11 protein-coding genes are annotated in these 13,555 nt (G+C 54.1%); 9 read left to right on the top strand and 2 right to left on the bottom strand.

Annotated features, from left to right (window positions below):
• Positions 1-176 precede the first annotated feature (176 nt).
• The 6 genes from greB to HV037_RS01610 all read left to right on the top strand — a co-directional run bounded on the left by greB (position 177) and on the right by HV037_RS01610 (position 7,513).
• Positions 177-650, top strand: a complete 474-nt coding sequence (gene greB, locus HV037_RS01635; RefSeq protein WP_016154802.1) for a transcription elongation factor GreB — start codon at positions 177-179, stop codon at positions 648-650.
• Positions 651-748: 98 nt separating this feature from the next.
• Positions 749-3,082, top strand: a complete 2,334-nt coding sequence (locus HV037_RS01630; protein WP_016154803.1) for a Tex family protein — start codon at positions 749-751, stop codon at positions 3,080-3,082.
• Between the two features lie 431 nt (positions 3,083-3,513).
• Positions 3,514-3,741, top strand: coding sequence for a ferrous iron transporter A (feoA, locus tag HV037_RS01625; protein WP_003023519.1), 228 nt, complete (start codon positions 3,514-3,516; stop codon positions 3,739-3,741).
• Between the two features lie 18 nt (positions 3,742-3,759).
• Entirely contained in the window at positions 3,760-6,078 is a 2,319-nt protein-coding gene (gene feoB / locus HV037_RS01620) for a Fe(2+) transporter permease subunit FeoB (protein ID WP_053388953.1), read from the top strand.
• An 11-nt stretch (positions 6,079-6,089) separates the two neighbouring features.
• Entirely contained in the window at positions 6,090-6,326 is a 237-nt protein-coding gene (gene feoC / locus HV037_RS01615; protein WP_003023516.1) for a [Fe-S]-dependent transcriptional repressor FeoC, read from the top strand.
• Between the two features lie 236 nt (positions 6,327-6,562).
• Positions 6,563-7,513: an Rpn family recombination-promoting nuclease/putative transposase gene (locus tag HV037_RS01610; RefSeq protein ID WP_103283370.1), complete on the top strand. Its 951-nt coding sequence runs from the start codon at positions 6,563-6,565 to the stop codon at positions 7,511-7,513.
• Positions 7,514-7,557: 44 nt separating this feature from the next.
• On the opposite strand, the gene bioH is transcribed toward HV037_RS01610, so the two are convergent.
• On the bottom strand, positions 7,558-8,328 hold the full coding sequence (gene bioH, locus HV037_RS01605; RefSeq protein ID WP_016157646.1) for a pimeloyl-ACP methyl ester esterase BioH: 771 nt from the start codon (positions 8,326-8,328) through the stop codon (positions 7,558-7,560).
• Between the two features lie 37 nt (positions 8,329-8,365).
• On the opposite strand from bioH, the gene gntX reads away from it, so the two are divergent.
• The 3 genes from gntX to gntT all read left to right on the top strand — a co-directional run bounded on the left by gntX (position 8,366) and on the right by gntT (position 11,379).
• Positions 8,366-9,049, top strand: coding sequence for a DNA utilization protein GntX (gene gntX, locus HV037_RS01600; RefSeq protein WP_103283369.1), 684 nt, complete (start codon positions 8,366-8,368; stop codon positions 9,047-9,049).
• Positions 9,050-9,107: 58 nt separating this feature from the next.
• On the top strand, positions 9,108-9,683 hold the full coding sequence (gene nfuA / locus HV037_RS01595) for a Fe-S biogenesis protein NfuA (protein WP_003023509.1): 576 nt from the start codon (positions 9,108-9,110) through the stop codon (positions 9,681-9,683).
• Between the two features lie 379 nt (positions 9,684-10,062).
• The gene (gntT, locus tag HV037_RS01590) at positions 10,063-11,379 is read left to right on the top strand and encodes a gluconate transporter (RefSeq protein ID WP_003023507.1); all 1,317 of its coding nucleotides are present in this window, start codon (positions 10,063-10,065) and stop codon (positions 11,377-11,379) included.
• Positions 11,380-11,459: 80 nt separating this feature from the next.
• Here gntT and malQ read toward each other — a convergent pair whose 3' ends face one another.
• Positions 11,460-13,547, bottom strand: coding sequence for a 4-alpha-glucanotransferase (gene malQ / locus HV037_RS01585; protein ID WP_103283368.1), 2,088 nt, complete (start codon positions 13,545-13,547; stop codon positions 11,460-11,462).
• Positions 13,548-13,555: the final 8 nt, after the last annotated feature.

Genomic DNA, 13,555 nt, shown 5'->3' with positions numbered 1-13,555 from the left:
AGCTAACGTGAGTCACCAGCGAATTCTGGTATGAATTCCAGGCTAAATTGTTACAAAGCATATTAAACAGCAGCTTAAGTATACAATGTTTCTCGCAATACATTATTTATTCTGTTGATATGCTCGCGTAATACTAATTGTGCGCATCATCACAGAGTCGAAGGTAAAACAATAAGATGAAAACGCCCCTGATAACCCGCGAAGGGTATGAAAAACTCAAACAAGAGCTGAATTACCTCTGGCGTGAAGAGCGCCCGGAAGTCACTAAAAAGGTTACCTGGGCCGCAAGTCTGGGTGACCGCAGCGAAAATGCCGACTACCAGTATAATAAAAAACGTCTGCGTGAGATCGACCGCCGTGTCCGTTATTTGACCAAGTGCATGGAGAATTTGAAAATCGTCGATTACTCCCCGCAGCAAGAGGGCAAAGTCTTCTTTGGCGCGTGGGTCGAGATAGAAAATGACGATGGCGACATCCGTAAATTCCGTATTGTCGGCTACGATGAGATCTTCGGTCGTAAAGATTATATTTCTATCGACTCACCGATGGCGCGGGCGCTGCTGAAAAAAGAGGTCGGCGATCTCGCGATAGTCAACACCCCTGGTGGTGAAGCCAGCTGGTACGTGAACGAAATTGAATATGTTAAGTGAGACCGGAACAATCCGAAGCCCCGGTAGATGACTGGCATTTTTGCCAGTCAATCCGTATAACTATCCCCTGATTTTTTATCCTATAGACGAAGCTATCCATGATGAATGATTCTTTCTGCCGCATTATCGCAGGTGAAATTCAGGCTCGTGCTGAACAGGTAGAAGCTGCCGTTCGCCTGCTTGACGAAGGGAACACCGTGCCGTTTATCGCACGTTATCGTAAGGAAATCACCGGCGGTCTGGACGATACGCAACTGCGTAATCTGGAGACCCGTCTGGGATATCTGCGTGAACTGGAAGACCGCCGTCAGGCAATCCTGAAATCTATCGGCGAGCAAGGCAAACTGACCGACGATCTGGCGAACGCGATCAACGGCACGTTAAGTAAGACCGAACTCGAAGATCTCTATCTGCCGTACAAACCTAAGCGCCGCACCCGTGGGCAGATAGCCATTGAGGCCGGACTGGAGCCGCTGGCAGATCTGCTGTGGAACGAACCGTCCCATGACCCGGAAACCGAAGCCGCAAAATATCTCAACGCTGAAAACGGTGTGGCCGATACCAAAGCCGCCCTCGATGGCGCACGCTACATTCTGATGGAGCGTTTCGCCGAAGACGCTGCGCTGCTGGCAAAAGTGCGTGATTATTTGTGGAAAAACGCCCATCTGGTTGCCGCCGTGGTTAGTGGGAAAGAAGAGGAAGGCGCTAAGTTCCGCGATTACTTCGATCACCACGAACCTATTTCTACCGTTCCATCCCACCGTGCGCTGGCCATGTTCCGTGGTCGTAACGAAGGCGTATTGCAGCTTTCACTAAATGCCGATCCGCAATTCGATGAGCCGCCAAAAGAGAGCCACGGCGAGCAGATTATCCAGGATCACCTGGGACTGCGCCTGAACAACGCCCCCGCTGACAGCTGGCGTAAAGGCGTTGTTAGCTGGACGTGGCGCATCAAAGTGCTGATGCACCTTGAAACTGAGCTGATGGGTACCGTACGTGAACGTGCGGAAGATGAAGCGATCAACGTCTTTGCCCGTAACCTGCATGACCTGCTGATGGCCGCCCCGGCCGGGCTGCGCGCCACAATGGGTCTCGATCCGGGACTGCGTACCGGCGTAAAAGTGGCGGTGGTTGACGGTACCGGCAAGCTGGTCGCGACCGACACTATTTATCCGCATACCGGCCAGGCAGCCAAAGCCGCCGTTGCCGTGGCGGCGTTGTGTGAAAAATACAACGTTGAGCTGGTCGCGATTGGTAACGGTACGGCGTCGCGCGAAACCGAGCGTTTCTTCCTCGACGTGCAGAAACAATTCCCGAAAGTGACCGCGCAGAAGGTGATCGTCAGCGAAGCCGGGGCATCGGTTTACTCTGCTTCCGAGCTGGCGGCGCTGGAGTTCCCGGATCTCGATGTTTCGCTGCGTGGCGCGGTGTCTATCGCCCGTCGTTTGCAGGATCCGTTGGCGGAGCTGGTGAAAATCGATCCGAAATCTATCGGCGTGGGCCAGTATCAGCACGATGTAAGCCAGACGCAGCTGGCGCGCAAGCTGGATGCGGTGGTGGAAGACTGCGTGAATGCCGTCGGCGTCGATCTGAATACCGCCTCCGTGCCGCTACTGACCCGCGTTGCCGGCCTGACGCGCATGATGGCGCAAAACATCGTCGCCTGGCGCGATGAGAACGGTCAGTTTCAGAACCGTCAGCAACTGCTAAAAGTTAGCCGCCTGGGGCCAAAAGCCTTTGAACAGTGCGCGGGCTTCCTGCGTATCAACCATGGCGATAACCCACTGGATGCTTCTACCGTTCACCCGGAAGCTTATCCGATTGTGGAACGCATTCTGGCCGCAACCGAGCAATCGCTGCGTGACCTGATGGGCAACAGCAACGAACTACGCAATCTGAAAGCAGCCGATTTTACCGACGAACGCTTCGGGGTGCCGACCGTCACCGACATCATCAAAGAGCTGGAAAAACCGGGCCGCGACCCGCGTCCTGAATTTAAAACCGCGCAGTTTGCTGATGGCGTAGAAACCATGAACGATCTGCTGCCGGGAATGATTCTGGAAGGGGCAGTCACTAACGTCACGAACTTCGGCGCGTTTGTTGATATTGGCGTTCATCAGGATGGTCTGGTGCATATCTCTTCATTGTCGAATAAGTTCGTCGAAGATCCACACACCGTGGTGAAAGCGGGCGACATTGTGAAGGTGAAAGTGCTGGAAGTTGACCTGCAACGTAAGCGTATCGCACTGACCATGCGTCTGGACGAGCAGCCGGGTGAAACCAATGCGCGTCGCGGCGGCGGGAATAACGATCGCACTCAAAGCAATCGCCCGGCACCAAAAGCCGCGAAACCTCGTGGTCGTGACGCACAGCCTGCGGGTAACAGCGCCATGATGGATGCGCTGGCGGCGGCAATGGGTAAAAAACGCTAGTGTAACTTTTGTGCCGGATGGGGGGGTAACCTCCTTATCCGGCTAACTTGTCGCAATTAATTTGTAAGCCGGATAACACGCGTGAGCGTCGCCATCCGGCATATTTAGTCTCTTTCCCGCTTTCTACCGCCATATATTTATCACTTCATTAACAGATGAAACCTTAATTAAACATTAAGATCCTCACTAATTATTTCCGCGAATCATTCGTTCCCAACCAGAATAAATATTGAGGAATATCAAAATTGGCGCAAATTATTATCCAATTGTACATTCCGTCACATTTATTCTATTGATGATAGAAACCATTCTCATTATCATTGATCTGTTGATTATTTACTCTTTCCTTACGTTGGCTAATCATCTGGCCTCATGCCGCCTTGCCGCCCCATGAGGTAATCATCCAGTTAGCGAGATATAAGTAGGTCCCTATGCAATTCACTCCTGACAGTGCGTGGAAAATTACCGGTTTTGCCCGTGAAATCAGCCCGGCTTATCGTCAGAAACTGTTGTCACTTGGCATGCTACCCGGCTCCTCTTTCAACGTGGTACGCGTCGCCCCACTCGGCGATCCTATCCATATCGAAACGCGTCGCGTAAGTCTGGTATTGCGTAAGAAAGATCTGGCGTTATTAGAAGTGGAAGCGGTTTCCTGTTAATACAGTGAGTCTATAAAAATGAAAAAACTAACCATTGGTTTAATTGGCAATCCTAATTCCGGCAAGACAACTTTATTCAACCAGCTTACCGGCGCACGCCAGCGTGTAGGCAACTGGGCAGGCGTTACCGTTGAGCGTAAAGAAGGTCATTTCGCAACGACGGACCACCAGGTCACGCTGGTTGATTTACCCGGCACCTATTCTCTGACGACAATCTCATCCCAGACCTCTCTCGATGAGCAGATCGCCTGTCACTATATTTTAAGCGGCGACGCGGATCTCTTGATCAACGTGGTCGATGCTTCAAACCTTGAACGCAACCTCTACCTGACGTTGCAACTGCTTGAGCTGGGCATCCCCTGCATCGTCGCGTTGAATATGCTGGATATTGCCGAGAAGCAGCAAATCCGTATCGATATCGATGCCCTCTCCGCTCGCCTTGGTTGCCCGGTGGTTCCGCTGGTATCCACCCGCGCCCGCGGCATTGAAGCGCTAAAGCTGGCTATCGATCGCTACAAAGAAAACGACACCGTCGAGCTGGTTCATTATGCCCAGCCGCTGCTGCAGGAAGCGGATTCCCTCGCCGATGCGATGGCCAAAGATATGCCGTTAAAACAGCGCCGCTGGCTGGGCCTGCAGATGCTGGAAGGCGATATCTACAGCCGGGCCTACGCGGGTGATGCCGCGCAAAACCTTGATGCCGCCATTGCACGTCTGAGCGAGACAATGGACGATCCGGCACTGCATATCGCCGATGCGCGCTATCAGTGCATTGCCGCTATCTGCGATACCGTCAGCAACACCCTGACGGCAGAGCCGAGCCGCTTCACCACCGCAGTAGATAAAATCGTCCTCAACCGCTTCCTCGGGCTGCCGATTTTCCTGTTCGTGATGTACCTGATGTTCCTGCTCGCCATCAACATTGGCGGCGCGCTGCAACCGTTGTTTGACGTCGGCTCCGTAGCGCTCTTTATCCATGGGATTCAGTGGATTGGCTACACGCTGCACTTCCCGGACTGGCTCACTATCTTTTTGGCGCAAGGTCTTGGCGGCGGGATTAACACCGTGCTGCCACTGGTACCGCAAATCGGCATGATGTACCTGTTCCTCTCCTTCCTTGAAGACTCCGGTTACATGGCGCGCGCCGCGTTTGTAATGGACCGTCTGATGCAGGCGCTGGGACTGCCGGGCAAATCGTTTGTCCCGCTGATCGTCGGCTTTGGCTGTAACGTACCGTCCGTGATGGGCGCACGTACGCTGGACGCCCCGCGTGAACGTCTGATGACCATCATGATGGCGCCATTTATGTCTTGTGGCGCTCGCCTGGCGATTTTCGCCGTCTTTGCCGCTGCGTTCTTTGGTCAGAACGGTGCGCTGGCGGTCTTCTCACTGTACGTACTGGGCATCGTTATGGCGGTATTGACCGGCCTGATGCTCAAACACACCATCATGCGTGGCGAAGCAACGCCGTTCGTGATGGAGCTGCCGGTGTACCACGTGCCGCACATTAAGAGTCTGATTATTCAGACCTGGCAACGCCTGAAAGGCTTCGTTCTGCGTGCGGGTAAAGTCATCATCATTGTCAGCATTTTCCTCAGCGCGTTTAACAGTTTCTCGCTGAGCGGAAAAATCGTCGACAACATCAACGACTCTGCTCTGGCTTCCGTCAGCCGCGTAATCACGCCGGTCTTCAAGCCGATTGGCGTTCACGAAGATAACTGGCAGGCAACCGTAGGTCTGTTCACCGGCGCGATGGCGAAAGAAGTGGTTGTCGGTACGCTGAACACGCTCTATACCGCAGAAAACATTCAGGAAGAAGAGTTCAACCCGGCAGATTTCCACCTCGGTGACGAGCTGCTCGGCGCGGTAGATGAGACCTGGCAAAGCCTGAAAGACACCTTCAGCCTGAGCGTACTGGCTAACCCTATTGAAGCCAGCAAGGGCGACGGTGAAATGGCTACGGGTGCAATGGGTGTGATGGGCGAAAAATTTGGCAGCGCTGCCGCGGCTTACAGCTACCTGATTTTCGTGCTGCTGTATGTGCCGTGTATTTCGGTAATGGGCGCTATTGCACGTGAATCCAGCCGTGGCTGGATGGGCTTCTCGATTCTGTGGGGCCTGAACATCGCCTACTCTCTGTCGACGCTGTTTTATCAGGCGGTCAGCTACAAAGAGCACCCGACCTACAGCCTGGTGTGCATTTTAGCTGTCATCCTGTTTAACATTGTGTTGCTGGGCCTGCTGCGTCGAGCTCGCAGTCGCGTGGATCTCGCACTGCTGGCGACCAACAGGACGGCAAGCTCCTGCTGTTCCAGCACCACTGGCGACTGCCACTAAGGTTATCGACAATGGCATCGCTTATTCAGGTTCGTGATTTATTGGCTTTGCGGGGACGCATGGAGGCAACTCAAATTAGCCACACGCTGCACACCCCGCAGCCCATGATTGACGCCATGCTAAATCAGTTAGAAAAGATGGGCAAAGCGGTGCGGATTCAGGAAGATGCCGACGGGTGTCTTTCCGGAAGCTGCAAGAGTTGTCCGGAAGGTAAAGCCTGCCTGCGCGAGTGGTGGGCTTTGCGCTAGTTCGATGCCGGATGGCGCTACGCTTCCAGTCTAAAAATGACTGCAAACGTCCTGGCCGGATAAAGCGTTTATGCTGATATCCGGCTTTTTGCGTAATGGATTCCACAAAGATGTCTCTGTTTCAGCAAAGCAGATCTATCCTCCAGCCTGTCGCGCATCGTTATCAACTCGTGAATGATTACTGGCGACCAGGGAAGTAGAGTCTCGTCATCTTGTTTCTCAGGTGACGGATCGCCATGAATACTGACACGACTGCTACGCCGCATGACGCGATTTTTAAAACGTTCTTAAACCACCCTGCTACCGCACGCGACTTTCTTCGGCTCCATCTTCCAGCCTCTTTGCAAAAACTGTGCGATCTGAAAACGCTACAACTGGAATCGGGCAGCTTTATTGAGGACGATTTGCGCGCGTACTATTCCGATGTGCTGTGGTCATTAAAAACCCGCGAAGGCGATGGCTATATTTACACCATCATTGAGCATCAGAGCACTGCCGATGCCCATATGGCATTTCGGCTGATGCGTTATGCCATTGCGGTCATGCATCGTCATTTGGCTGCAGGTCACAAGAAACTTCCGCTGGTGATACCCATGCTTTTTTATCATGGCGCGGCCAGCCCATACCCCTACTCACTCTGCTGGCTGGACGAATTTGACGACCCAAAGGCCGCCAGACAACTTTATACCGCAGCGTTTCCACTGATCGATATCACCGTGGTTCCCGATGACGAGATCATGCAGCATCGCCGGATGGCGCTGTTGGAACTCATCCAAAAACATATTCGTAAACGCGATTTGATGGGGCTGGTAGAAAAACTGGCCATCCTGATTATTAAAGGACACGCTAATGACAGCCAGTTGAAAGCCTTGTTTAATTATCTAATGCAGGTCGGGGACACCGCACATTTTACCGAGTTTCTTCATGAGGTCGCCGAACGTTTACCCCAACATAAGGAAAAGTTGATGACTATCGCCGAAAGATTACGACAAGAAGGGCATCTTAATGGTCTTCAGGAAGGTCATATGAAAGGGTTACAAGAGGGGTTACAAACGGGCTTGCAACAAGGTAAACGAGAGGAAGCTTTACGTATTGCATCAACCCTGCAGGCTGATGGTATCGACCCGCTGACCATCTTCAGAATTACCGGACTGACCGCTGAGGATCTGGCTACGCGTAGCCATTAATCTCAAGCCCGGTAAGCGTGGCTCTACCGGGCAACACAACAGATTTATAGGCGTTTTTTTAACGCCACCAGCGCTGCACAGAACTCTGCAGGATGCGAGATAAACGGTGCATGCGCCGCTTTAGCAAATATCAACGACTCGCTATGCGGCCACAGGGCATCGAGCATTGGGACCACTTTGCGCGGAACCAGTCCATCGAGATAGCCGTACAACCGCAGAAAAGGCATGTCCACAGCGCACAGAGGCTCACGCAGATCGACCGTTTTCAGGATCTCCAGTCCGCCATTGAGCACCTCGACCTTCGGCATGGGTAACGCCAGCACTGTTTTCTTCAGTGCTCGCGCATCCTGACGCGCGGTGTCCGTGCCCATCGTCTGCAACGCCAGAAAACGTTCCACCGTACGCTGGAAATCTTCGCTCAACTGCTGCTGGAAACCTGCCAGCACTTCTGGCTTGATACCCGGCCACTCGTCGCGCGCGCTAAAGCAAGGGGAAGACGCCACGGTCACCAGCGCCTGAACACGTTCAGGATGGGTTAACGCCACCTGGCTTGCGACCAGCCCGCCCAGACTCCAGCCGAGCCAGATGGCTTTCTCCGGCGCCTGTTTTACTACCCGCTCAGCCATCTCTTCCAGCGACATTGCGCCGAACCCCTGGCTGCGACCAAATCCCGGTAAGTCGACAAGATGCAGCGTGAAATGCGAACTCAGTTCCTCGCTTATGCAATGCCACACTTGCGCATTCAGTCCCCATCCGTGCAGCAGCACAAGATGGCAATTTCCCGAACCCTGGGTCTGCCACCAGATGTCATTCATCAGTTATTGTTCTCTTTTAGCCTGAAAGGATGCTTCTATGCTAACAGTACCGGGATTGTGCTGGCTATGCCGAATGCCCCTGACGTTAGGGCATTGGGGGATCTGTTCAGTCTGCACACGGGCAACGCATCAGCACGTCAGCCGGTGCCCTCAATGTGGACTCCCTGCCGCGCATACCGTCGTTCCCTGCGGGCGCTGTCTGCAAAAACCACCGCCGTGGCAGCGACTGGTTACTGTCAGCGACTATGCTCTGCCGTTGAGCGGGCTTATCCACCAGCTCAAGTTTTCCCGACGTGGCGAAATGGCCCCCGCTCTTTCACGCTTGTTGTTGCTGGAGGTATTACAGGCCCGGCGCGTCAGCGGTCTTCCTCTGCCGGACAAGCTCGTCAGCGTCCCGCTCTGGCAACGCCGGCACTGGCGCAGAGGGTTTAATCAGAGCGACTTACTGTGTCGTCCCCTGGCTCGCTGGCTAGGCTGCGACTGGGACAGCCGGGCCATCACGCGGGTTCGGGCAACCGTCACACAGCACCATCTCAGCGCCCGATTACGTAAACGTAACCTGAAAAACGCCTTTCGCCTTGAATTGCCAGTGCAGGGACTCCATATGGTCATTGTGGATGATGTCGTCACTACCGGAAGTACCGTCGCGGAAATCGCGCAGCTGCTTTTACGCAACGGCGCGGCGACTGTCCAGGTATGGTGCCTGTGTCGAACCTTGTAGAGCCTCGATGATGGGCGTATTATAACCAAGTAAAATAGTCAACTATTAGGCCATTACTATGATCCATATTTCCGATGCTGCGCAAGCGCACTTTGCCAAACTGCTGGCAAATCAGGAAGAAGGGACACAAATCCGCGTATTTGTGATTAATCCCGGCACGCCTAACGCTGAATGCGGCGTTTCTTATTGTCCGCCGGACGCCGTGGAAGCAACCGACACCGCCATTAAATTTGACCTGCTGACCGCATATGTTGATGAACTGAGCGCACCGTATCTGGAAGATGCAGAAATCGATTTCGTTACCGACCAGTTAGGCTCCCAGCTGACCCTGAAAGCACCAAACGCCAAAATGCGTAAAGTTGCCGATGATGCGCCGCTGATGGAACGCGTGGAGTACATGCTGCAATCGCAGATCAACCCACAGCTGGCAGGTCATGGTGGCCGCGTCTCCCTGATGGAAATCACCGATGAAGGCTACGCTATTCTGCAGTTTGGCGGCGGATGTAACGGCTGTTCAATGGTGGATGTAACGCTGAAAGAAGGTATCGAGAAGCAGCTGCTGGCTGAATTCCCTGAACTGAAAGGCGTTCGCGATTTAACCGAACACCAGCGCGGCGAGCACTCTTACTACTAACGCCTCAACCTGTAGAATTTCCGTAGGCCCGTTAAGACGCATCCGCGCCGCCATCGGGCATTGATGCCGGATGGCAGCGTAATCGCTTTATCCGGCCTACAACCTTGCATTTCTCCGCATATTTCCTGCAACAATCCCCCTCATAATTTGACCAGCCTCTCATAATTTAAATTTTGCCTGCCCAGGTGATTTTCAAGCGCCGTATGTTACCCGTATCATTCGTATCAGCACCTAACACACACATAACAGCCAGCTAAACTGATTAGTTTTGAAGGCAACCAGCATTGGTGCTGAGAATGCTCTGTTCCCGGTCGGGACAATCGGAATTTGTCATCTAAACACTGACGTTACCCATAACAAAGTAAAGGCCAGGTAAATCATGCCATTAGTCATCGTTGCTATCGGTGTAATCTTGTTACTCCTCCTGATGATCCGTTTCAAAATGAACGGTTTCATCGCTCTCGTCCTGGTGGCGCTTGCTGTCGGATTGATGCAAGGGATGCCACTGGATAAAGTCATCGGTTCGATTAAAGCCGGCGTCGGCGGAACCCTTGGCAGCCTCGCCCTGATTATGGGTTTTGGCGCCATGCTGGGCAAAATGCTGGCGGACTGCGGCGGCGCACAGCGCATCGCAACCACCCTGATTGCTAAATTCGGCAAAAAACATATTCAGTGGGCGGTGGTATTAACCGGCTTCACCGTCGGTTTTGCCCTGTTCTACGAAGTCGGCTTCGTGCTGATGCTGCCGCTGGTGTTCACCATCGCCGCTGCTGCCAACATCCCGCTGCTGTATGTTGGCGTGCCGATGGCTGCTGCGCTGTCCGTAACTCACGGCTTCCTGCCGCCGCACCCAGGTCCGACCGCTATTGCCACCATTTTCCACGCAGATATGGGTAAAACCCTGCTGTTTGGTACGATTCTGGCAATCCCGACCGTTATTCTCGCCGGTCCGGTGTACGCTCGCTTCCTGAAAGGTATCGATAAGCCAATCCCGGAAGGTCTGTACAGCGCGAAAACGTTTACTGAAGAAGAGATGCCTGGCTTTGGCGTCAGCGTCTGGACCTCCCTGGTACCGGTTATCCTGATGGCGATGCGCGCCGTGGCGGAGATGATTCTGCCAAAAGGCCACGCTTTCCTGACGGTGGCAGAATTCCTGGGTGACCCGGTTATGGCAACGCTTATCGCGGTGCTGATTGCGATGTTCACTTTTGGTCTGAACCGTGGACGTTCGATGGATCAGATCAACGACACGCTGGTGTCCTCCATCAAAATCATCGCGATGATGCTGTTGATCATTGGTGGTGGCGGTGCCTTCAAACAGGTCCTGGTGGATAGCGGCGTGGACAAGTACATCGCGTCAATGATGCACGGTTCAAACGTTTCTCCGCTGCTGATGGCATGGTCTATCGCTGCGGTACTGCGTATCGCACTGGGCTCCGCAACCGTAGCGGCGATCACCGCTGGTGGGATTGTGGCACCGCTGATTGCAACGACCGGCGTAAGCCCTGAGCTAATGGTTATTGCGGTTGGTTCCGGTTCCGTCATTTTCTCCCACGTGAACGATCCGGGCTTCTGGCTGTTCAAGGAGTACTTCAACTTGACCATCGGTGAAACCATCAAGTCATGGTCAATGCTGGAAACCATTATCTCCGTCTGCGGTCTGGTAGGGTGTCTGCTGCTGGGTATGGTGGTCTGATAAAACTGTGCCGGGTAGCGCTTCGCTTACCCGGCCTACCTGCTATCACCCTAAATAAGCCGGGGAAATCCCCGGCTTTTTTACTTCTTCTTCGCGGCCGCTTTTCGGCGCTTATCCAAATCCTTAATCAGCTTGTTCACACCGTCATCGGCAAACATCTGCTCCAGCGTGGCGGTGAGCTTACGCCGCCAGTTTTTGTACTGGTCGCTGGTCCCGGGAATATTGACCGGCTCAGCCATATCCAGCCAGTCTTCCGGTTGCAGGCCCAACAGCGCACTGTTGCTGTCAGCGATGTAGCGTTGCATGCCGCGATTAAGAATCGGCGTCATCGACATCAGCGACGCCTTGTGACCAGCACGTTTTGGCAGGCACCCGTATTTGTGCAGCGCGTCCAGCAGCCCCTGTTTCGCCAGTTCTCTGTCCTGATACAGCCCACGCAACACGACTTCATCCGGATACAGACCCAGTGCCTTACCCAGCGTCAGATCGCCGCTATCCCAATAACCTTTAAGCGTAGGAAGGTCATGCGTCGCCGCGACTGCCATTGATTGTTCCGGGTACGCTTTCGGCGCGCGGAAATTTTTCTCATGGTCATTCTCAAAATAAAGCACTTTGTAGGAGTACACGCCGCTGTCACGCAGCTTGCTGACGATCTCTACCGGCACAGTCCCCAGATCTTCACCAATTACCATGCAGTGATGACGTTTACTTTCCAGCGCCAGAATTGAAAGCAGATCGTCGACCGGATAATGCACGTAGGCGCCGTGATCGGCAGTTTCACCGTAAGGGATCCACCACAGACGCAGCATCGACATAACATGGTCGATACGCAACGCACCGCAGTTCTGCATATTGGCACGCAGCAGTTCGATAAACGGTTCGTAAGCGCGTGCTGTGATGATATGCGGATCCATCGGCGGCAATCCCCAGTTTTGCCCGAGCGGACCGAGAATATCCGGCGGTGCGCCAACCGAGGCTTTCAGGCAATACAACTCGCGGTCGCACCAGGTTTCCGCCCCGCCTTCGGCCACGCCGACAGCCAGATCGCGATATAATCCAATCGGCATCGCAAAGCCCTGGCTGGTTTTCCAGCAATCAGCAAACTGGGTATACGCCAGCCACTGCAACCACAGGTAGAAATCCACTTCATCACGATGCTCTTCGCAAAAGCGTTTTACCTCTGGCGAATCCACCGACTGGAAAGCTTGCGGCCACACCGGCCAGCCCCAGCGCAGTGCGTCCTCTTTCACCTGATGCGCATGCAGCGCATCAAAGGCCGCCTGCCAGTACAGGCTATCCCCTTCCTGAGTCACAAACTGGCGAAATGCCGCCATCTGCTCATCGTCACGTGCAGAGAAGCTTTTCCATGCCATACGCAGCGCTGTCATCTTCAATGCGGTAACGGCAGAATAATCAACCCACTCGGTATCACGCGCGCGTTGCAGAGCTTGCTGAGTCGCGGGTTTCTGCCACCAGGCCTGCGCCTCTTTACTCAGGCGGAAATCGTCTACTGCGTTCACATCTATATAAATAACGTTCAACCAGCGGCGTGACGACGGGCTGTACGGACTGGCACTCTCCGGGTTCGCCGGATACAGCGCGTGAATCGGATTCAGGCCGATAAACGCGCCACCGCGTTGCGCCACCTCCACCAGCATGGCACGGAGATCGCCAAAGTCGCCAATCCCCCAGTTTTTTTCTGAACGCAGGGTATAGAGCTGAACGCATGCGCCCCACAGCTTCTGCCCGGCTAACAGCGCCTGCGGCTCATAGCAGCGTTTCGGCGCGACGATGATGCGGCAATGGGTACGCAACTCCCCCTGGGTGAGGGTAAGCGTGTGATACCCTTCCGGCAGCTTCGCCGGAAGGTTGAACGATTTACCGCCGACGATATGTCCTTTGTGCTGCACGCCCTCTTCGGTGGTCAGCAACCAGTTAAACTCTCCGCGTCCCTCAACTGCCAGCGGCATTTTCTTACCCGCGGTATAAACCATGACATTCGGCACCGGGGTCACCGCCACCTGAGCGGTGGCGGTGGAGCGATGCATAGCGTCAAGCAAACGCCGCTTGGTTTCGACGCCAATAGACTGCGGTTTACCGTGGGCATTAATGTAATTGGGGCTAATCCCCGCCGCCAACGCGGCATTATCCAGACGTTTGCTTTCCATCGCGATTC

This window comes from Citrobacter sp. RHBSTW-00017 (assembly GCF_013797615.1).
Lineage (GTDB): Bacteria > Pseudomonadota > Gammaproteobacteria > Enterobacterales > Enterobacteriaceae > Citrobacter > Citrobacter braakii.
This window is presented reverse-complemented; position numbering and strand designations above follow the sequence as displayed.

Excerpts from the sequence above, each read along its gene's own strand:
- HV037_RS01610 (WP_103283370.1), top strand. The coding sequence starts at position 6,563 with ATGAATACTGACACGACTGCTACGCCGCATGACGCGATTTTTAAAACG.
- feoB (WP_053388953.1), top strand. The coding sequence starts at position 3,760 with ATGAAAAAACTAACCATTGGTTTAATTGGCAATCCTAATTCCGGCAAG.
- nfuA (WP_003023509.1), top strand. The coding sequence starts at position 9,108 with ATGATCCATATTTCCGATGCTGCGCAAGCGCACTTTGCCAAACTGCTG.
- malQ (WP_103283368.1), bottom strand. The coding sequence starts at position 13,547 with ATGGAAAGCAAACGTCTGGATAATGCCGCGTTGGCGGCGGGGATTAGC.
- HV037_RS01630 (WP_016154803.1), top strand. The coding sequence starts at position 749 with ATGATGAATGATTCTTTCTGCCGCATTATCGCAGGTGAAATTCAGGCT.
- gntX (WP_103283369.1), top strand. The coding sequence starts at position 8,366 with ATGCTAACAGTACCGGGATTGTGCTGGCTATGCCGAATGCCCCTGACG.
- feoA (WP_003023519.1), top strand. The coding sequence starts at position 3,514 with ATGCAATTCACTCCTGACAGTGCGTGGAAAATTACCGGTTTTGCCCGT.
- gntT (WP_003023507.1), top strand. The coding sequence starts at position 10,063 with ATGCCATTAGTCATCGTTGCTATCGGTGTAATCTTGTTACTCCTCCTG.
- feoC (WP_003023516.1), top strand. The coding sequence starts at position 6,090 with ATGGCATCGCTTATTCAGGTTCGTGATTTATTGGCTTTGCGGGGACGC.
- greB (WP_016154802.1), top strand. The coding sequence starts at position 177 with ATGAAAACGCCCCTGATAACCCGCGAAGGGTATGAAAAACTCAAACAA.
- bioH (WP_016157646.1), bottom strand. The coding sequence starts at position 8,328 with ATGAATGACATCTGGTGGCAGACCCAGGGTTCGGGAAATTGCCATCTT.